Origin of the sequence: Pedobacter sp. HMWF019, from assembly GCF_003061025.1 — a bacterium.
Taxonomy (GTDB): domain Bacteria; phylum Bacteroidota; class Bacteroidia; order Sphingobacteriales; family Sphingobacteriaceae; genus Pedobacter.
In genome coordinates this window covers 1-21425 of record NZ_QAIL01000240.1, presented here as the reverse complement: position 1 = coordinate 21425, position 21425 = coordinate 1, and the positions used below count along the sequence as shown (strand labels likewise).

The 21425-nt window shown below is 40.0% G+C and carries 12 protein-coding genes; 5 read left to right on the top strand and 7 right to left on the bottom strand.

The genetic code is table 11. From position 1 onward, the window contains the following. The 5 genes from DBR11_RS14105 to DBR11_RS14085 form a co-directional block, all read left to right on the top strand. Positions 1–892: sulfatase (locus DBR11_RS14105; RefSeq protein ID WP_146186535.1), on the top strand; the 892-nt coding region annotated here is incomplete at its 5' end. A gap of 1 nt (position 893) precedes the next feature. Then, positions 894–3578, top strand: coding sequence for a DUF4962 domain-containing protein (locus DBR11_RS14100; protein ID WP_233260756.1), 2685 nt, complete (start codon positions 894–896; stop codon positions 3576–3578). A gap of 81 nt (positions 3579–3659) precedes the next feature. Then, complete coding sequence (locus tag DBR11_RS14095; protein WP_108553310.1) at positions 3660–7709, top strand: two-component regulator propeller domain-containing protein; 4050 nt, start codon at positions 3660–3662, stop codon at positions 7707–7709. An 8-nt stretch (positions 7710–7717) separates the two neighbouring features. Continuing rightward, positions 7718–8746, top strand: coding sequence for a LacI family DNA-binding transcriptional regulator (locus tag DBR11_RS14090; RefSeq protein WP_108553309.1), 1029 nt, complete (start codon positions 7718–7720; stop codon positions 8744–8746). Positions 8747–9054: 308 nt separating this feature from the next. Continuing rightward, a complete protein-coding gene (locus DBR11_RS14085) occupies positions 9055–9702 on the top strand; it encodes a GIN domain-containing protein (RefSeq protein WP_146186534.1) in 648 nt (215 codons plus the stop codon). Between the two features lie 75 nt (positions 9703–9777). Here DBR11_RS14085 and DBR11_RS14080 read toward each other — a convergent pair whose 3' ends face one another. From DBR11_RS14080 to DBR11_RS14050, 7 genes are all read right to left on the bottom strand, one after another. After that, positions 9778–10200, bottom strand: a complete 423-nt coding sequence (locus tag DBR11_RS14080) for a DUF2846 domain-containing protein (RefSeq protein ID WP_108553307.1) — start codon at positions 10198–10200, stop codon at positions 9778–9780. A gap of 89 nt (positions 10201–10289) precedes the next feature. After that, positions 10290–12086, bottom strand: a complete 1797-nt coding sequence (locus tag DBR11_RS14075; RefSeq protein WP_108553306.1) for a right-handed parallel beta-helix repeat-containing protein — start codon at positions 12084–12086, stop codon at positions 10290–10292. A gap of 4 nt (positions 12087–12090) precedes the next feature. Then, positions 12091–14349, bottom strand: coding sequence for a beta-galactosidase (locus tag DBR11_RS14070; RefSeq protein ID WP_108553305.1), 2259 nt, complete (start codon positions 14347–14349; stop codon positions 12091–12093). Between the two features lie 122 nt (positions 14350–14471). Then, the gene (locus DBR11_RS14065; protein ID WP_108553304.1) at positions 14472–14948 is read right to left on the bottom strand and encodes a hypothetical protein; all 477 of its coding nucleotides are present in this window, start codon (positions 14946–14948) and stop codon (positions 14472–14474) included. Positions 14949–14965: 17 nt separating this feature from the next. After that, positions 14966–16861: a RagB/SusD family nutrient uptake outer membrane protein gene (locus tag DBR11_RS14060; protein WP_108553303.1), complete on the bottom strand. Its 1896-nt coding sequence runs from the start codon at positions 16859–16861 to the stop codon at positions 14966–14968. 20 nt (positions 16862–16881) lie between these two features. Continuing rightward, positions 16882–20178: a TonB-dependent receptor gene (locus DBR11_RS14055; RefSeq protein ID WP_158275290.1), complete on the bottom strand. Its 3297-nt coding sequence runs from the start codon at positions 20176–20178 to the stop codon at positions 16882–16884. Between the two features lie 173 nt (positions 20179–20351). Beyond that, positions 20352–21365: a FecR family protein gene (locus tag DBR11_RS14050; RefSeq protein ID WP_108553301.1), complete on the bottom strand. Its 1014-nt coding sequence runs from the start codon at positions 21363–21365 to the stop codon at positions 20352–20354. Positions 21366–21425: the final 60 nt, after the last annotated feature.

Here is a 21425-nt window from a genome sequence, read left to right as displayed (position 1 = left end):
TTATTGTGCAAGATTTATTAAAGAGAATAAAGATAAACCATTTTTACTGGTGGCTTCATTTTTAAACCCTCATGATATTTGTGAGTGGGCCAGGGGGGAGGCACTAAAGATGGATGTATTGGAAGATGCCCCTCCGGCAGCGCAGTGCCCGGAATTGCCGGCCAACTGGAGAATTCCGGCAAATGAACCTCAAATTGTTCGCGACCAGCAAAAAGTGAGCGAAAGGACTTACCCAAGCACAAAATGGAATGCCGACCAATGGCGTCAGTACAGATGGGCATATAACCGTTTGGTGGAGAAAGTAGATAAATATATAGAAATGGTACTGGCCTCGCTGAAAAAATATGGTGTAGAAAAAAATACCATCATCATTTTTACAGCAGATCATGGAGATGGGTATGCAGGGCATAGCTGGAACCAGAAACAGATCTTATATGAAGAAGCCTCGAGAATACCCTTCATTGTATCGAAAATAGGTGCATGGAAGCCTCGTACAGACGACATGCTGGTTTGCAATGGAACAGATATGATACCCACCATTTGCGGCTTAACAGGCGTTCAGAAACCGGGATATCTCAAAGGCATAGACATCAGTAAAAGATTGATCAATCCGGGTAAGAACCTGCGCGATACTTTAGTGATAGAAACTGATTTTGCAGATAACGAAGATTTGCTGGGGATCAGTGGGCGTGCGGTGATCACCAAAGATTTTAAATACATCGTTTACAATAAAGGGGAGATCAAAGAACAGTTGTTTGATCTGAGCAAAGATCCGGGTGAAATCAATAACCTGGCGGTAAATACGGCTTATAAAAAGAAGTTGATCAGCATGAGAAACTATTTAAAAAAATGGTGCGAAAAAAACGGAGATAAATTTACAGCGGGGTTATAAGATGATGAACAAAATACTTGCAATAGGACTCTGCGGAATAACGCTGAATACCTTTGCCCAGCAGCAGCCGGCTGTTGTTAAACTAACTGCCGAAAAACTTCATTCACGGGTGAGGGAATGGCCGTATCCGGTCAATGGCATTACTGTTCCTACCAATGCACCGGCCCTGCTGTGGCCAGCCACCAATGGTAAAAATAGAGTAACACCGATGGAAAGCGGCAGCGAAGTGCCCGAAGATCCTAATATTGGCAATGTGCGGTATAAAATCATGCTGGCCAGTGACCAGGCTTTTAAGAACGATCTGATCAGCAGTGCGGAACAGCGTTGGGCAGTTTATCCTTTACATCAGGCATTAAGGCCTGGTAAATGGTATTGGAAATACGGTTATTCGCTCAAAGGTAAGGACCAATGGGTATGGTCGCCAGTTTACGATTTTGTAATTGATGCCAAATATGCGAATGAAAAAGTTGCTCCTCCGGTAAATACAGTGTTGAAACGTAATGAGGGGGCTCATCCGCTGCTGTGGGATATGAACCGTATTGGAGAAGATTTTTACCGGAATAACTTACAGAATCCTGAAGCAAAAAAGTTTATTGTTTTTGCCGAAAAGCTGATGCGTACACCACTGCCGGTGGAAGAACCGCAAAGGGTTATTGATACTACTGGTAAAAATCCAAGAGAGAAAAAAATAATCCTGGAGCGGATGTATCACGGTTTTGGGGATGCTGTGGGTACACCGGTGCGTAATTTGTGTATCGCTTATCAGTTGACCAAAGACAAACGATTTATATTGGATGCCAAGCGGAGAGCACTGAACATTGCTCATATGAACCCAGACGGATTGGCTACAGGCGATGATTTTACCAGTGGGGCTGTGTTAGAGGCTTTAGGTTGGTTTTATGATGCTGGGTACAGCTTTCTGGATGTGCAGGAAAAAGAGTTCCTTAAAAACGTGATTACGTTGCGGGCAAAACGTGTGTATGACCATTTACCCAACCGTTTCGAACTGCATGTAAGTGATAACCACGTTTGGCAGATTACGCTGCGCAATCTGGCTATTGCTACGGTAGCGGTTATAAACGATGTGCCGGAGGCTAAAGAATGGTTAACCTATATGTATGAGGTTTGGTCGGCACGTTTTCCTGTTCTGGGCACCACCGACGGGGGCTGGCACGAAGGTAATGGTTATTTCAGGGTTAATTTTAAGTCTATTATTTACCTTTCGCAAATGTTCGGGGATTTTAGCGGTGTGGATTATTTTAAACTGCCCTGGATGCAAAACCTACCTTATTATATGTTGTACACGCATCCGGTTGGTTCGGCCAGTACAGCCATAGGTGATATGTGGGAAAATATCCCTACTGTAGTTAAAGGAGAAGCCTGGTTTGCCGATGCATTGACTTTTAGAGAAAATAACCCTTATTTAAATTGGTATGTTTCCGGAATTAAGGCAGAAAATCCCGGGTATTTTCATGGTACTGACGATTTTCTGTTGTTCCGTTTACTCAATTATAAGCCCAATAACAAACTCCCGGAGATAGCTCCTGCTCAACTGCCCAAATCCCGGAAATTTGCGGATGTTGGTGTAGTGGCGATGCATGAAGACCTGGCGCATGCCGATAAAAGTCTAAGCAGCTATTTGTTCAGCAGTCCGTTTGGCTCTTCAGGTCATGGTCATGCCTCGCAAAATGCTTTTACGATTAATTATAAAGGCAAAGTTATTTTTGGTGGGACGGGTTATTACAGCAATTTTAGCGACAAACACAATTTATTGTATTATCGCAGTTCAAAAGCTTATAACACGATTCTGGCTGATAGCCTGAACCAGAAAATTGGAGAAGAAGGCTATGGCTGGATACCCAGGGCAATTTCCGGGCAGAACATTCAGTATGCACTGGGTGATGCCAGCAATGCTTATGGCGATATTAAAAGTGAATTTTGGTTGGACCGGTTTAAGCAAATTAACGTAAGGCCTGACAAAGCAAATGGTTATGGTGAAAGTGGCGTAACGCTTTATCGCAGGCATATGCTGCAACTGGAAGGGGGCTATATTGTGCTGTACGATGAACTGGAAGCGAATAAGCCGGTAAAATGGACGACACAGTTTCATGCGCCATATTATGAGATCGAAGCACAAAAAAGCGATCATTCCGATCGGCAGAATTTTGATGTAAAAACCGATTTGGGTACTGTAAATGCCAGTGTATTTGCCAACAGCTCCATAACAATGAATGTACACGATAAATTTTTTGAGCCTGCAGTAAACTGGAATAAAGTGACTGACGATAATGGTAAGATCAAAGAGTTTAAAGACCAATGGCATGCAGGTATTACTTCTCTGCCGGCACAGAAAATCAGGTTTTTAACGGTGATCCAAATCAGGGATGGCCAGGCTGAAGTTATTAAAACTTTGTCGGCCAGTAATGGACTGTATCATCTGGAAATAGGGGAATGGGATATTCAAGTCCAGTTGGATGGGGACAAACCAGCAGCCTTGCAAATTTCAGGTAAACAGCATCCGTCTTTATTCAGCTACGGCAATTTGCCAATTCATTATCTTGGTAAAGATTATAGGCCACAAGTACCGGGAAGTTCTATGTTATTGGAAATGAATGGAATCACATTGAACAAAAAAGAGGTTGTGGATGAATTACCTGATGTTGCCAAGTTTGACAGGCAGCCGTAAATGTTTCAAACATTTAATTATCAGAGAAATAATTAGGAACTTGTGGTTTGGTTGTGAGGAGAATATTTATAAAGGGTCTTTATGTTGTATAGAAGTTTATTGTTAGCCGTCGTGCTGGTGCTGTGCCTGAATGGTCATGCTCAGGTTAAAGAAAGGCATTTTCGGAATATTTCTATTAATAAAGGACTTTCGCAAAGTACCATTTTTGCCATTAAGCAGGATACCCTGGGTTTTATCTGGATGGGGACACAAGATGGCTTAAGCAGATATGACAGTAAGGGCTTTAAGATTTACAGACCCGTAAAGTCAGATCCAAAAAGTATACAGTCTTATTATATCCGTACACTCTTTGTAGACCATAAAGGGAGTTTATGGGCGGGGGGTAACCAGGGCGTGAGTTGTTACAACTACGCTACGGATAACTTTGTTAATTATAAGCTGCCCCGTAGTCTGGGCGAATGGTATGTTTCGTCTATCACAGAAGATCCGCAACATAATATTTGGGCTACTTCTGTTGTTGGTGGCATTTTTAAGTTGACCGCAGGCGGGTCGCAATTTAAGCAAGTCAATTACGATTCTTTTAACACAGGTATTAAAAGAGTAGTTTATATTGGTAGCTGGAAGCAAGCTATTTTAATAGGTACAGAAGTTGGCCTTTTTAAAATGACGGGCCCTGAAAATAAATTAGTAAAGATTGATTTAGGAACCGATAAGCCACAAATTAATGATGTTTACATGGATGGAGATGTCTTTTGGATAGCCACAGAAGGCAAAGGGGTTATTCAATATAATTTTGAAACGGAACAGAAAAAGGTCTTTCTGCATTCGCCTGGCATTAATAGTGTTGCTGATAACAATATCCGATGTGTTGGAAAAGATGTGGACGGAAATATTTGGCTGGGAACCTTTCGGGGTTTATCAATCTTGAACACCTCGGGTTTAGTATTTGAGAATTATTTTCATCAAATTTCACAGCCCTATACCATTAGTCAGAACTCTGTGCGCTGCATATTTCAGGATCGTCAAAAAGCCATGTGGCTGGGTACATACTATGGTGGCGCGAACTATTATCATAAAAATGATATCAAATTTAATCTCCTTAGCCAGAATACAGGAAAGCTGTCGTTAAATGATGAGGTGATTAGTGTGATAAAACAAGATGTGAAGGGGAACTTTTGGATTGGGACTAATGATAAAGGACTAAATTACTGGGACAGGCAAAACAATACCATTGACTATTTTGCCTATAGTGATAATAAGAGCAACAGTCTTGGCTCCGGTAATATTAAAGCCATAGAATTTGATGGAAGTGGAAAATTACTGATTGGAACACATAATGGAGGACTCAATTTACTGGATCCACAAACGGGTTTGGTCAAGCAGTTTCGCCATAATGAAAATGATCCAAACAGTATCGCCGGGGATTTGGTGTACAGTGTGATCCGGGATTACAAGGGCAGGATCTGGGTAGGTACAAGGTCTGGGCTGGATCAGTTTAATCCGCAAAGCCAAACTTTTACACATATCCTTCTGGATAAAGCGGGGAAAAGGCTCACTTCAGATGATATTACCTATCTGTTTGAAGATAGTCAGCATCGGATCTGGATTGGTACCACCAATGGGGTAACCCTTTTTTATCCGGATAACTTATTGTTCGATAATCCAACGGAAGGAAAACTAAGTGAGGATATTGTGAACTGTATTATCGAGGACCAAAAACACAGAATCTGGGCGGGTACCAGAGAAGGCTTAAGGTTATATAACGAGAATAAGCAGGCCTTTATCAGTTTCAACGCCAATAAAGACCTGATCAAAGGAACTATTTATGGTTTACTGCCCGATGATGAAGGGAACCTTTGGGTTTCTACCAACAGCGGGTTGGTCAGGTTTAATCCCGATACAAAATCGGCCCAGATTTTTGATGAGTCAGATGGTCTTCAAAATAACCAGTTCAATGATTATGCTTTTTGTAAAGCTGCCGATGGAATGCTGCTGTTTGGAGGTATTAAAGGTATTTCTTATTTCTATCCTGCTGATATTAAACAGAAACCGCTGCCTTTAACTCTTAAATTTACAGGCCTGGAGGTATTTAATAAAGCAGTTTCGGCGGGTGATGAGACGCAACTGCTCGGGAATCATATCGACCAGCTTACTGAACTGAGATTTGCGCCGGAATTCAAACAGTTTAGTATCCAGTTCAATACTTTTAACTATGTGTATTCTAACAGGACTCACTATTATTACAAGCTGGTTGGTTACGATACCGATTGGCAGAAGACGGATAATTTAAAGGTAAGCTATAGTAATTTGCGACCTGGAGATTATCGTTTTCAGATTAAAGCTGCGGGTCCTAACGGAGAGTTTAGTGCAGTGAGGGAACTCAATATTGTTATTCTTCCCCAATGGTACAACACCACCTGGTTTTATCTGCTGTTGTTGCTGGTTCTTGGAGTGGCTGCCTATATTGCCTATAGAATTGTTTCAGAACGCATCAAGGCCTTACATCAGCTCAAATTAGAGCGTATTGATAAAGAAAAGGTGAGTTATATCAACCAGGTAAAAATGGACTTCTTTACCAATGTTTCCCACGAATTGAGAACCCCGCTTACTTTGATCCTCGCACCGCTTGAAGAACTGATGAAAAAACCATCAGCAGACAGGACTTTATCTAAAAAATACGAGATGATGCTGGTGAATGCGAGAAGATTGTATAATCTGGTAGATCAATTGTTTGAATTTAGAAAAACTGAAACCGGAACCCGGCCATTAAAGGTGAGCAAAAGTGATGTTGTTAGTTTTATACACGAGATCTATGTTTCTTTTAAACCTTTGTCGGAAAAGAACCAGATCCATTATACCTGCCACTCCGGACATGCCAAGCTCTCTTTCTATTTTGATCATGATGCCATAGAAAAAATACTCTTTAACCTGTTGTCCAATGCTTTTAAGTATACCCGTGCACAAGACAGGATTGATATTCAACTCACTACAAAAAACGATTTCGCCGTGATCAAAATAACGGATAGCGGGGTGGGGATAAATGAAAGTGATTTATCAAGGGTTTTCGATCGCTTCTATCAGGTAAATAACCAGGAAATGAACCTGGGCTCTGGTGTTGGACTGGCTTTTACCAAAAGACTGGTGGAACTGCACCATGGCACAATTACTGCAGAAAGCAGCCCTGGTAAAGGGAGCATTTTTACAGTGATCATCCCCATGAATGATGCTTTTTATGAACAGGATTCAAAAGCTGAAAGCCCCTTGTATGAGCTTTCCATTATTGCAGATGAAGAAGCCATTCCAGATAACCACGAGATGTACCTGGATACAGAGACCGAAGCTGTTTTGATACATGAGGATCCTGCGCACAAAAGCAGGATATTGCTGGTAGATGATAACAAGGAAATCTTAGCCTATCTGCAGGAGTATTTTCAGGAACGCCATGCGGTTGAAATTGCTTTTGATGGAAAAATGGCCTTGGAAACATTGGAGATCCGGCAGTTTGATTTGATTATCAGCGATGTGATGATGCCGGAACTGGATGGTCTGCATTTTTGTAAACGGGTAAAACAGAACATCAATACTTCTCATATTCCTCTGATCTTGTTAACCGCAAGAAATGAAGCCAGTCAGCAGATCAGGGGCCTGGAAATGGGGGCAGATGATTATGTGACCAAGCCGTTTTCTACAGCCTTACTTGCGGCGAAGGTGACCAATTTGCTGCGTTCGCGTAAGCGTCTAAAAGAATATTATTCGACCAGTAAAGAAATTGTACCGGAGAATATTGCTTTCAATACACTGGATGAAGAGTTTTTGAAAGAGGCTATTTCTATTATAGAATTGCACCTTTCAGATTCTGAATTTTCTGTAGATAAGTTTAGCCGTGAAATCGGAATGAGCAGATCTAACCTTTATTTAAAGTTGAAGGCAATTACAGGAGAGTCTGCAACTGATTTTGTAAAGCGCATCAGGTTTAAGAAAGCGGTAGAGCTGATACAGTCTAAACGATATACCATTGCACAGATTGCCTATATGTGTGGGTTCAACTCGCCTTCTTATTTCTCTACAGCGTTTAAGCAATATTATGGTTGTATGCCAACAGAATACCTCTCCTCCAATATCAATCAATAGAATCGGGTATGAATAGTACGAATAGCAAGAAAGCAGGTGGCCAGAATATGACCATCCGAAAAATAGCAGAAGATCTTAATCTCTCTGCCTCTACAGTTTCCAGGGCGCTTTCGGACAATTACCAGGTGAGTTCTGCCACCAAGAAAAGGGTGAAGAAATATGCGGCGGATTTAAAGTTTACAGTGAACAAGTTTGCCAGTGGACTAAGGGATGGCAAAACACAAACTATAGGTGTAGTCGTATGTTCCATTGACAGTTCATTTATAACCCAGATCATCAATGGGATTTACGATCATTGTAACGATACAGGTTACCAGTTTCTGGTGATGCAAAGCAGGGGTTCTTTTGAGAGTGAGCAGAATTGTGTAAGAATGCTGGTAGACAATAGGGTAGATGGTTTGCTGATTTCTCCAAGTTTCAACAGTATGGACCTGACTTACCTGAAGAATTTGCAGGCAACAGGCTTTCCTGTTGTTTTATTTGACCGGATCAGTGACCAGATCCATACCCACAAAATTGCTGTTGACAATTTGGGAGGTGCTTTTAAAGCTGCCCAATATCTGCTGGATAAGGACATTGAAAGAACCCTGGTGATCAATTGTAAACAGGATGTTTTTTTAAGCAGGGAAAGGTTAAATGGTTTTCTGGAGGCCATGAAATACCGTGGAATAGAGCAAAGGGAGGAGCTGATTGCGCATTGTGATCCTTCCAATCCTGAACTACTACAGGCACAGCTCACCAAGCTGTTTACGGAGAATTTTATAAACCATCAGCATGCGGAGGCTATTTTTACGACAACGGATTCTTTTACGACCACTGCGATCAAGGTGTTGAATAAATTGGGATTGAAAGTGCCGCTGGCTGGTTTTTGCAACAGCGATCTGGCGGATATATTTTCTGGACAGCCTACAACAATCTATCAGCCTGCTTACGAATTAGGCAAACTGGCAGCGAAACAATTGTTGTCTTTGATTAAAAATAAAGAGGAAGATTTTGAAACGGTGTATCTGCCTACTAAATTGATTGTTAGAAGCTGAAGAGGAGGCGGATTTCTTTGAAAATTTTACCCTGTTGCTTCGCGGCTGACGATTTCAGACGGGCTGAAGGAGCCCGCAGATCTCTGAGGCCGCCTCATCAACAGGGTGAAATTTTCTGTAGCAAATTGCAGAGGGGAGGTGGCCGGTAGGATTTCGCAGGAGTTGGTTTTGCAGCTGGTCGTGAATATTTGGCTGTTCGTCGATGGTTACACTGCCGTTGGTCTAATAGCGCAAAAACTGCTGCAACGTTTTGAGGTTGAGGGCGTCTTATGTACAAAGAGAATTTAAAAAACTTAAAACATAAAGATATGAAAACCGCTATCAAAACCTTATTCGCAACAGCTTTAACAGCTATCGTTTTAACTTCATCTGCATTCACAACTTTTGCAAAAGAAGGCGACAAAAATCCTTCAGAAATCTCTGCTGTTTCTGGATTTAATATGATCAAAGTAAAAGGTAATGTAACTGTTTACCTGCGTCAGGGAACTAAAGAAAGTTTCCGTGTAGAAACTGATCAGCCAGAGGCTAAAGTTTCTTTCAAAAGAGATGGCAATAAATTGTTTATCGATGCTGCTGATGATCAGGCCACAACTGTTTATCTGACCGTGAAAGATTTGAAAAGAATTGATGCTTCTGAAAATGCTGTTGTAAAATCAACTGGTTGTTTTAAATTACCGGTACTTCAGGTTTTCGTTCAGGACAATGCAAAGGTTGAAGTGAATGTTGTTGCGCAGGATGTGTATACCGTGATCAAAGATGCGTCTTCATTGAAGTTAAGCGGATCGACTGATCGTCATATATCGGTAAAAGGAGAAGCTTCCAATTTAAATGTAACCCGCTTTGCTGCATTGAAAACGACTTCTTCTACTCCGTTGTTTGCTGCCGCTGCTGATCTTGATGCACAACTGGCTGAAGCGACTAATCTGGCTGTGATGTCCAGCAAAAACTCTAAATAAGGGCAACCTGACCACTATAAACAAAAAGAGCCCGGCGTCTGTAAAGACACCGGGCTCTTTTGATATAATGAGTTTTTATTTTGCTAAGCAATTTTTATTTTCAGTAGCTTTTGCCAATAGAGGATCTGCAGAGTTTTTAGTAATTTCCTGGCAGGTGATTTTATTTGAATAACCAGCTTGAGTACTCACTACGCTAATATAGTTTATCTTACCTTCAGCAACTGTAATCTTTAATGGTGCTGATTTTTTTCCGTTAGATATTCCTCCGCTAGATACACTAATGGTATGGTCTCCAACACTGATGCTGTGAATAGAGTAGGATTTGTTTTTTAGTTTACAAACCAGCTGCCCATCAATATACAACTTATAATTGACAGCAGAACCGGTATAACCAGTAGTACGTATTAGGTAAACCTGTCCTGTTTTGTCTTGTGAAAAAGCACTAAAAGAAAGGGCGAGGATAAAAGCTACAAAAGCGAAGAATTTGATCGTTTTCATGGAGATGATTTTGTGGTTAATAAACTATAAATGTAGGAACATATTTCCAGGTTTGTGATAACATCAATTTATTTTTCTCAGCGGTGAAGTTATTTTGTTTTTATATCAGTTTTTATGTCACTTTTATCCATTTTTTGTAATTGTATCGCAGGCTTTTCTGTTTCGAACTGATTGCCTTTAATTTTTACATCAGTACAGGCGGTTAAATTAAATTCAGCTCTTTTTTGTCCGGCAGGCATGAAATCTGATTTTTCTATTTTATTATGGATAAAAGTGAGACCATTTGTACTTCTGGCAGATAATATAGGATAGTCGTAAACCTTAAATCTGTTGTTTTCTATGTGGATATTTTTATGCACATAGTATTTCGGTACCAACTGGTGGTTTTGAGGATTAATATTAATTATATAATTATCGGGAGCTGAATTGTATCCACATTCTATAAACTGATTGTTACGGATGGTGACATCGTTAACCGGTCCTGATTCATACCAGCCAGATGCATCGTTTTCAATTAAAATAGCATGCATTCCGGTGCGGTAATACACATTGTTTTCTATAACCACCTTACGACGGGTTGTAATTAAATTTCCGCGGGATATTGTACCTGCGAAGAGTGAATTTTTGATGGTTACCGATGGGGTCCAGGTTAAATTTTCAAGTGCATCGCCGATTTTTAATCCTGAGGTGAAAGGCTTTTGCATTTCTACTAACATCTCCCTTTCAGAGATCAATCTGGCTGTTTTAACTATACCATTTGCATAGATTTGTAAGGATGCAGGGTGTAGGTAAGCCACAGTATCTCCAGCAACAAATGCATCAAAACCGTAAGTTTGATGATGCATAAATTTTATTTTTAATGAGGTTGGGGATAGAATCTCACTTACAATAAGATGTGTGCCGTGAACATTTACCGGATCATCATGTAGGCCATTAAACCGACAATTGTTAATGGTGATCTGGCCTTTGCAACCAGAAAAATGCATGCCATCTGCCGATGAAGCGATTACCCGTCCGCTGTTTTTTTCAGGTTCTACGAAAACACTGTCATAACTCAGGTTTTCGGAGAATTGCGAAACAATACCCAATCCATGAAGGGAATACATATGCAGGTTATGTAACCTAATGTTTTTAGATCGGTTATTGAATGCACAAACATAATCGCGATTAGGGTCCCTTACGGTTAATACATCGTTAGGCTGAGCTTTAAATTTTGAAAAATCACCTGTGAATTTTACGGTAAGGGGATTAATTTTTTCGACCTTGCTTCTTAAAAAAGGATCCCAATTGCTATAAAATAGAGTTCCTTCTGTAGGGCGTACTAAAACGGCATGATAATTTTGGGGCATCCATTTTTCGCCGTACCATTGTAATCTGTCATCGATAATTGCAAATTTACTATCGGGATGTATACTTGCAATGACACTCGTTGGGGTTGATTCTTTAATGGTCATTTCTGACATACCAGGGCGTTCATAATTGATCGCCAGGTTTTGGATACTTATGTTTTCACAACTGTCCAAGACCCAGGTAATCATTTTACCATGAAAAACAAATACGGAACCGTTGCCTTCTATAGTGATATTTTTTAATCCTTTTAAGAACAGGCCGACCTTTTGTTTTTTTACAGGGAATTCTTTTTCAGAAGAAGAGTTCGAAATATAGTAATGGGTTTCAGTAGCCTTGTCGGGCCAGAAATCGTATCTGCCTTTTGGGAAATTTAATACTGATTTAGGCTGTCCGTTTGTGATCGCAATGGCTTGTTTTACACTTTCGGTTGCATCAGCAAAGCTGTTGGGTTTGGCGCCAAACTTAGTTACATCAATGACCTGAGCGCTGACTTGCAGAGAACAACATACGAATAAAAGGGCAAGATACTTTTTCATAATTTTAATTTTTAAGCGTAAATACCGTTTGGTACTGAGGCTCTGCTTTAATACTTTTAAACATCGTGCCTTTGATTTTTATTTCTTCAACCAGATTAGCAGGTACACCTGTTGTTTTATTGTCCCAATCTATAAGGCTAAGCTCTACATTACTTTGCTTTGAAAACCTTTTTAAGGCAATTTCCCAGGCCGTACCATTATAAAGGTTATCCGTAATGTATTTGTCGTTTTGTGTTATTTTACAGGCATTGCCCAAATAACTAACGTTTAATATCACATCGTTTACATTGTTTGGTAAAGCAGGTGGCAGGCTGATAACAGCCGTTTCTTTTTTTGGATAATGAACAGATACTTTTGGTATATAGACTTGTGTTTTTTGCTGGTAAGTATCAAATAAAGCATTTGTCTGAGCAGGTGGTTGTAGCTTTTGATTTGTAAATGCATTCAAACCTCTCGGGTAAACCATCAGCCTAAAATTGGCCTGGCCAGTTTGTTGTAAGGTGATTTTATCGTTTTCAGCCAACGCATCCGCAGCTGTAATGAGCAAGGCATCCTGATTTTTCAATTGGATCCGCCAGGCGTTTTCTGCCTGTTTACGAGTTAAGAACACCAGGGTGATCTTGTTGCCATTGGTGTCTGAAAAGCTTAGATCGGATTTGTTATTGGCCCTTAATTGCAGCTCCTTATTTTTTATCTGACTTTCCCAGCCTGCAAAGCTGTTGGGGTTAACAGTACCCCTAGCTAAGGCCAATTGTGGTTTTACCCCCGGCAATTGTTGAAAAAACAGGGTGATATTTTTGCCATTTATCAACCTTGCGAATGGTTGTGCGGTGACGTATTTAATGACTGCCGAACCCACTTTTAAATTAAAGGGCAATATCGCGGTGGTCTGTCCTTTAAGGATTAGCTCAGGAAAATTGATCGTTTCATCAGGTAAATTCACCTGCATCGTCACCGTTTTATCGGGCATGGTTACCCGAACCTGCGTATTTCCTAAAAATAAAAAACCACTGTTGCCTTTTGCTCTGGCCACATACCTTAAGTTTTTGGTATCCATTTCATCACGTACGGGATTTTTCGGTTCATATACCTGCATTACAGCCAAATCGGTTCCAAAATCATTAACAAAAGTATGTAAAACCTTCAGATATTTATACGATGGTCTAAGCAGGCCAAATTCGCTTATAGGTGATTGAAAATCATAGCTTTCGGGAAGACCTGCCTCTTTTAGCCCAGGGGTTTGTGTCCCGCCATGGAACATGTAATAGCCGATCAGGTTCATGCCACGTCCAATCTGGTTTTGCAGATGAGCCTCTACGACTTCGGGTAGGACCACAAAACGATTGGCAAACATCATTTGACTTCCGCAGCCTTGTTCGCACAAACCTTTGGGAAAATTGTTTACATCATAAAATACTTTACCCAAAGCATCGGTCATGATCCATTGGTCATTGCCGTATAAAAAATCTTTTGTAGCACCACCACCACCTTTTTCCCAGCCGCGATAAGGATAAGAGCCCTGCAATGGAATAACTTCCATCTTTTTATCATCAAAAACAGTATTGGCCGTTACCGACCAATATACCGGATTGATTTGTGCCTGTTGAGCAATTTCTTTAAGCTTAGAAATGTGTTCTGCCTGCCCACTGGCATATTCATTTTCTAATTGTGTGCCAATAATTGGTCCGCCCTGGCTAAAATAAAGTCCTTTGGTTTGCTGGCTGATCTGGTTAAATAGTTTGATCGATTCTTTTATATAAGCTGGGTCATTACTTCTATGTCCTTTCATTTTTTGTATCCAATCCGGGTACCCACCATTTAATTGTTCACCGTGGCTCCAGGGACCAATGCGCAACCAAACGTACATATGGTGTTTTTGGCAAAGGCTGATGAATTTTTTGAGATCCTTGTTTCCTTTCCAGTCCCACACATCCTTTGCAGTTTCGTGTTCGTTCCAAAAGATATATGTGGCCACAACGGATAGGCCGCCGCTTTTCATTTTGATGATTTCCTTTTCCCAATCCTGTGGCAATACCCGGTTGTAATGCATTTCTCCCATTACCGGAAACCAGGGTTTTCCGTTTTTTTCAAAATACTGGCTGTTTGCTGAAAGTGTTGTCCCATCTGGTGCTTTAGCAGACATCGGGATATTTAAAGGTTGTTTATCTGGGGCATTGAATATGTCTATTTTATAAACCTGTGCCTTTAGCTGGGCTAGAGAAAAAATGCATAGGATAAGGACAATTAATTTTATTTTAAGCATACCATCGGGGGTTTATATTAAAATTTGCGGATGTATTTGTACAGTAGATTTCACTTGATTTGTCATAAAAAAGAGCCGTTAAAAGTTAACGGCTCTAATCAACCAAAACTTAACTAACCAAATTATTTATTAAAGGCAGTTACATTGATCGTCCATACCCTGCTTGTACCATTTGCAGCAGTTATGATATATTTTAGGGGTTTAGTGGCGTCTGTTGGATCACCAAGTGCCGGGGTTCCGCCTGTGGGTGCGATAGTGGCAGCGGTTGATATGTTCATATAGAACCACAGTTTGGTTTGTGCCACATTTGCACGTTCTGCGGCGGTAAACTGACCATTTGCATCCGGCACTGTTATCACTACGTTTATAGTTGAGTTGGTCTTATCGATGGTTTGCACAACGCCCAGTTTTTGATAAGCCACAATAGGTTGGCCGTTCATGGTTTGGCTGCTGTTAAAGCGGTATTCTACATTGACTAAAGTAATTTCGTTACCGTCGTATAACGGGTAATCTATCAAATCCTTTTTTAAACAGGAAGACAACGATAGGACCAGCAATAATGCTAGCAGATTAGATATGATTTTAAATTTTCTTTTCATGATGGAGTGTTTTTTGATTACCAACCAGGGTTTTGAGGCCCGAAGTTCGAGTTATTATCGATAGAGCCTTGAGGAATTGGAAGCAGATATCTTCTGGCTGTTTCAAATCTGCGTTGGTTGTATCCATTGCCAAAAGGACCTGTAACAATAGAAAAAGACTTTCTGTCCTTAGATATATCCATTACACGTATCGGTTCTGTTAGTTCAGTAATGGTACCTCCTGCTGAAATGCCATCATTAGCGTTGCCGCCGTAGCGACCCCATCTCAACAGGCTGAAATAATGATCATTTTCTTCGGTAAGTTCCACGCGGCGCTCTCTTCTATAATCTTTCCAGGCATCAGTAAGATTTCCTGCTGTTGATGCAGGTAATTTACCATGTTGTACCCTAGTTATATTTAGGTTTGTTAAAGCATTACCTAAATCTCCTTTTAACAAATAGGCTTCTGCTAAGTTTAAATATACTCTTCCTAAACGCATGCAAACGAAGTGATAATCAGTGCTTACTGTATTTAAAAAAGAAGGAGCTACGTTGCTATAGATCCCTTTACGCCAATACATATTACTTAAAGAAAAGCCATATTCTCCACCGTTAATCGTCATCCAACGAGTTGCATTACCTCTTAAACAGGTGGTTAATGTTTCTCCGTAAAAACTTGTAGAATCGCTAATAATAGACGCTTTCCATCGGGCATCTCTATTTTCGTTGGTTAATGTCCACATTGTTTCGGTACTTCCTGGTTTAATACGCCCCATTTTAACTACTGTTTCATCAGCCGATACTGCTACTTTATTTTGTGGGAAACCTAATCTTGTGAAAGGAGCAATAACGTTTATAGTTTCATCTATAGCATTTTTGTATTGTGAAGTTTGATTCCAGGGTAAAACTCTGGTAGGGTCAGCTTTGTCTATCGTTAAATAATCATCGGTTAAATTTTGTGCAGGAAAATTCTCCGGCCAACATTCGAAAGGTACCGATTTGACAAATAGCGGAGAACCATCAAACTTTTTGATCTTATCGGCCGTGATATTCGGTAGGCTATTCTGCATTGGGGTATTTGCTACCGTAGTATTAAGGGCTTTATTATAAATAGCGAAAATAATTTCGTTTGATGTACTCTTTGTTTGGTTAAACATCCCCTCATAATCAGTTTCCATGGAATAACCGCCACTTATTACCAATTGTGCATTGGTAATAATCTTATCTAAAAGTGGATCGGCTGGATTTACATTTGCAGCTGCTGGATAGTTTTTATAAGCCAGAGCCTGTAGACATACCTCTGTTAAAAAAGATGCTGCTACATATTTATTGGTCCTGCCGGCTATTTTAGTTGTAGGCAAATCAGCAACTGCATCTTCCAAATCTTTAATAATGTGATTATAGCTTTCTGTGGGGTTAGGCGTAGTTGGCAGCTTAAACTCGTCATTTTCTGTTAAGGGTTTATCTATCCATACTATACGTCCGATAGTTCTGGCTATGCTATAGTACGACATTGCCCTTAAAAATTTGGCCTCAGCAATCAGGGCTTTTTTGTCAGTTCCTGTTATACCTGCAGATTCGCCTACTTTTTGTATAATTAGATTTGCACGCCGAATGTTTCCCCAATTATTAAAGCCAAAATTGTCTCTGTTGGTTAAACTTTCGCTAAAAACCGTGTATGCATTTCCAGCGGTACCATAATTACCTAAAATATTAGTCGTATAAGGATCTGTACCTGGTCCACTGGTAAAAGGGCTACCAAAATAAAACATTGCGGCGTAGGTGCCATAAATAAAGGTTTCTGCATTGGCCTTATTTGCCCAAATGACATCTTCGCTTATCCGGTCCAATGGATCTACGTCTAAAACTTTTTTACAGGAATCAAAAACCAATATGCTGGCCAAAATTCCGATAGTTGATATAATTTTTTTCATTTTCTTTAAAAGTTAATTAACTAAAAGCCTGCATTAATACCTATTGCAAAAGTGCGTTGAATAGGATAATCGAAATTATTTGTATTAGCCTCCGGATCGATAAAATATTTTTTACTATTGGCTACAGTGAGAAGGTTTGTGCCCGATACAAATAAACGCAGCTGCCGGAATGGTGATTTTTTAAGCAGGCCTTGTTTAAAGTCATACCCGAATTGAGCATATTTTAAGCGCAGATATTTTGATTGAATTAACCAGAAGTCGCTTTGTGCAAAGTTGTTACTGCCATTTACATTTGGCGAGGTAACGGCTCTTGGGAAAAGCGGATTGGTATTGTCCGGGCGCCAATAATCCTCCTGGAAAGCATAAAAGAATTGGTTCTGGTTATCGGAGCCTTGCACAGCTGTACCAATATATCTATCCCTGTTTCCTGCACCCTGTATTACGGCACTAAACGAAAATCCTTTATAGCCTAAATCAATTGTTACCCCATAGTTGGTGCGTGGAAAGGTATTGCTGCCGATGCGCCTTAAATCATCATCATTAATTTGGCCATCACCGTTAACATCTTTGTACATCAGATCTCCGGCCACTACATTTGTTGAACTTATACGGCGGGCACCAGTTAACAATTGTGAATTTGAAGTATAATAGCCTCCATTAAGCAGACCTTGTTGTAAAAATCCCCCATCTATGCCAGATGTTCTCGTGTAAGGATTTTTCAGATCAGCATCAGACTCGTTTGGAGATCTTTTCCACAGGGAGTTCGATTTTGTAAAATTGAAGCCAATTTTATAGGTAAAACTTCTAATGTGATCTGCCCAGTTAATGTTAAAATCATAGCCTTCCGTTCTATACTCTGCATCTTTAAAATTAATTCTGGGTAAACCTATACCTAATGTTTCTGAAAATCGGGGATCGCCTGTTATAAAGCCGCTTCTGCTGGTATAAAAATAGTCAAATGTACCATTTAAACGGTTGCTAAGTGTAGCAAATTCTAAAGCCAGATCGCGACTCTTGATGGTTTGCCAGGAATAACTCCCGTTGGGAAGACTACCTGGTTCTGAACTGCCTTGGACCAGGTTACCATTTACTACATAAGCAGTTGGGTCAATACTATAAGAAGAAACATATTGGAAAGCGGAAATAGGATCCCCTGTAGCCCTGTCATTTTTATCTCCTAGAAGTCCAAATGAACCTCTTAGTTTCAAAAAATCAAGTATATGCTTATCCTTTATAAATTTCATGAAGTTTTCGTCTGATATAACGTAATTACCTGAAGCTGCATAAAAAGTACCCCATTGATGACCAGGGGGGAAGAGGTAGTCTCCATCTCTGCGAATAGATCCTTCAACAGTATATTTTGATTTATAGCTGTAGGTTAAACGACCTAGGTAAGCACTGCGGCCACCTTCGCCTTCGCCACCTCCAACAGATTGATCTAAAGCAGGGCCTGCAACTAATTGGTCAAAGATAATCTGGTAGCCCTTTCTGTTGCCGGAAACATTTGAATTTTGACTGCGTTGTTGCTCGTATACACCGGTAAAGTCAATTTTATGGTCGCCGAAAGTTTTATTGTAAAGAACGTAACCTTGTAAAGTCAAAGTACTGCCTTGTCCTTGTTGAGCTGATAAGGATGGAGGGTTACCATAAATTGGCGTTGTACTTCCCAGGGCATATGCGGGTAAAACATAACTCCATAATTTTGTAATATTAGTAAATGCTGTATAAGCACCGTTTGCTTTAAATTTCAGTCCCTCTAAAAACGGAGCACTGTATTCCAGACCTAAATTGGTGTTTAGTATTTTATCTGTTTTTCTAGAATAACCGGCGCCTGGGTATAATTCACGAAGGAGATTGTCGGGAATAGGTGTAGGCAGACCAAATTCATTTAAGGCTGCCTGCGAGGAGGCCCTTGCTTGTGTCCGGCTAAATATGCTTAAAAATCCCGAGGATGGTTCAGAATGATTTTCAATAAAACCATCTATACCTGCAGTAACTTTTAAATGAAGTTTTTCTAAATTATTAGTCACATTAAGTCTGTAGGTTGTCCTTTTGTTATAGTTGTTGTCGGTTCTTAAAATAGTGCCCTGATCGTAATAGGAAAGTGCTGCATAATAAGTTATAGATTTTGTTCCTGATGTTAGAGAGAAATCATGACGCATTTCCGGCGCAAATTTTTTCATTACTAAATTTTGCCAGTCGGTGTTAGGGAAATTGAAGGGATCGGAACCTGTACGGTATTTTTCTACATCTTCTGGCGATTTATAAACGCCTTTACCCTCGTCTGCATACAGCCTGTTAAAGGCAAGGACCTGTTCATACGAACTTACTTTTTTAGGAAAAATTGTAGGTTGTGAAAGGATCTCGTTGAAAGAGTAGTTAATATTTGTTGCACCTTCGTGACCACGTTTGGTCGTTACCAGTACGACACCATTTGCTGCAGACACCCCATAAAGAGCTGTAGCACCTGCATCTTTTAAAATCGAATAATCTTCGATGTCGTTTGGATTAAGATTGGCGAAATCATTGGCCGAACGGATAATATTATCAATAACAAATAAAGGTGTGCCACCACCACGAATGGAGATGGTGCTTTTGGTACCTGGCGAGCCACTGGCAGCTGTAACAATTACACCTGGTATACGCCCGGCAACGGCATCATTAATTGATGCAACAGGCAATGGAGCTATGTTTTCCATATTAAGTGTGCTAATCGCACTGGTTGTGGCTCTTTTTGTGGTTTTACCATAGGCCTGCACAACTACTTCATTTAAATTGTTGCTCGCTGATTTCAATGTTACGATCATTAATGAGCTCGAAGCAGGTGTTTCTGCCGTTTCATAACCTACCAGGGAAAAAATGAGTATAGCATGATCAGGGACTTTTAAACTGAATTTCCCGTTTGCATCTGTTGCTGTACCCTTTTTTGTTCCCTTTATAAATACGGTAGCACCAGGTAAAACCATCCCGGTAGTGTCCTTAACTACTCCGGAAACGGTGATGTCATTTGTTGCCAGATCTTGATTGGAGATGGTTATTAGGCCACTGTTCGAAATACTAAAGGTCAATTCAGTGTCTTTCAGAATCTGTTTTAATACATCTGTAACCAGTAAATCTTTGGCATCAATGGTCACCTCTTTGGTGATTGGGGCGAAAGTTGAACTGTACACAAAACGATAATTGCTTTGTTTCTCTATTTTCCGCAATACTTTTTCAATGCTCATACTTTTCACATCAAGCGAAATCTTTTGCTGAGAGAAAACGCTTGCCGATACATGGAGGCAAGTCAGCAACACCAGGAGAAAGGTGAGTTTCATTATTCTAATGAATTTGGAAAACGGTCTTATTCTCGGCCATTTTTGGTGGAAGTAATATTTAATCATATTTTTGTTTTTTGGTTTAGCAATTTTTTGACAGCACATTGTTTGCGCAGTAACTGTCATTTAATAAGGATCAAAAAATTAAGGGCGGTGGCTTCAACACCGTCCTTTTATTTTGATATGGTGATTGTTTTTTCTTTCATCTCATACTTAAAGTCCCCTGTTTTTTTTAGTGCATTTAATACTTCGATTATACTTTCATTTGCAAAAGTTCCTGTAAATTTATAGTTCTTTACTTCCTCCGACTTAAAAATGATCTGGATGTCAAACCATCTCTCCAGGACACTTTTTAAATCAATAAATTTTTGGTCAAAGATTTCGAGATTATTTTTAGTCCATGCCGTTTCAACTATGGTGGTATCACGAACTTCCTGGTAGTTTTTAATGATGATGTTCTGGATACCAGTTTCATTATTACTAGACTTTAAGCCTTCATTTTTTACAAATACGACTTTTTGACTAGGCCTTACTGTAATCGTATTTTTCTTGCCCGTTTCAGACTGCATGCTAATTAAGCCACGAATCAGGGTAGTTTCAGAGGTCTTTTCATTTGGATAGACTTTAACATTAAATGCTGTTCCCAGTACATTGATGTTAAAATCTGCCGTATGGACTTTAAAAGGTTTATCCTCTTTATGAGTTACATCAAAATAAGCCTCACCAATTAGGTTTACTTCCCTGGTTTTATTATTAAATTCATTCGTTATGGTTAGGGAGCTTAGGGAGTTCAGCCACACTACTGTCCCATCGCTTAAGGTGATTTGTTTTTTCTGTCCCTTTCTGGTTTCAAACCTGACCAGTGATGTTGCACTGTTACTTACCTGAATATTATGGTGGTAAAACAGTGCTATAGATGTACTTGTCAGGATTAGAATAGCAGCAGCTGATATCCAGCGCATGATTGGATTAAACTTACGGACATGCTCTTTTTCCGGTGTAGTTTCCTGTTTCAATCTGGTATATAAAGTTTCCTGTATTTGAGTTTTATTACCCATTTCAGGAGTCCATTCGTAATCATCGAGTTTATAATCATCCTTGAAATTATCCAGGGATTCCTTTTCCTCAGGGGAGCAATTCCCTGACTTATACTTTTCGAAAAGTTGTATAAACTCGTTCCTGGACATATTTTAATATTTGGTATCATATATATAGTGCCAAATGTTGTGCAGCACACACATAAATAT

Bases quoted from the DNA above. Each gene is read 5' to 3' on its own strand.
- DBR11_RS14080 (WP_108553307.1), bottom strand. From the start codon at position 10,200: ATGAAAACGATCAAATTCTTCGCTTTTGTAGCTTTTATCCTCGCCCTT.
- DBR11_RS14090 (WP_108553309.1), top strand. From the start codon at position 7,718: ATGAATAGTACGAATAGCAAGAAAGCAGGTGGCCAGAATATGACCATC.
- DBR11_RS14060 (WP_108553303.1), bottom strand. From the start codon at position 16,861: ATGAAAAAAATTATATCAACTATCGGAATTTTGGCCAGCATATTGGTT.
- DBR11_RS14085 (WP_146186534.1), top strand. From the start codon at position 9,055: ATGAAAACCGCTATCAAAACCTTATTCGCAACAGCTTTAACAGCTATC.
- DBR11_RS14070 (WP_108553305.1), bottom strand. From the start codon at position 14,349: ATGCTTAAAATAAAATTAATTGTCCTTATCCTATGCATTTTTTCTCTA.
- DBR11_RS14100 (WP_233260756.1), top strand. From the start codon at position 894: ATGATGAACAAAATACTTGCAATAGGACTCTGCGGAATAACGCTGAAT.
- DBR11_RS14050 (WP_108553301.1), bottom strand. From the start codon at position 21,365: ATGTCCAGGAACGAGTTTATACAACTTTTCGAAAAGTATAAGTCAGGG.
- DBR11_RS14095 (WP_108553310.1), top strand. From the start codon at position 3,660: ATGTTGTATAGAAGTTTATTGTTAGCCGTCGTGCTGGTGCTGTGCCTG.
- DBR11_RS14075 (WP_108553306.1), bottom strand. From the start codon at position 12,086: ATGAAAAAGTATCTTGCCCTTTTATTCGTATGTTGTTCTCTGCAAGTC.
- DBR11_RS14055 (WP_158275290.1), bottom strand. From the start codon at position 20,178: ATGAAACTCACCTTTCTCCTGGTGTTGCTGACTTGCCTCCATGTATCG.
- DBR11_RS14065 (WP_108553304.1), bottom strand. From the start codon at position 14,948: ATGAAAAGAAAATTTAAAATCATATCTAATCTGCTAGCATTATTGCTG.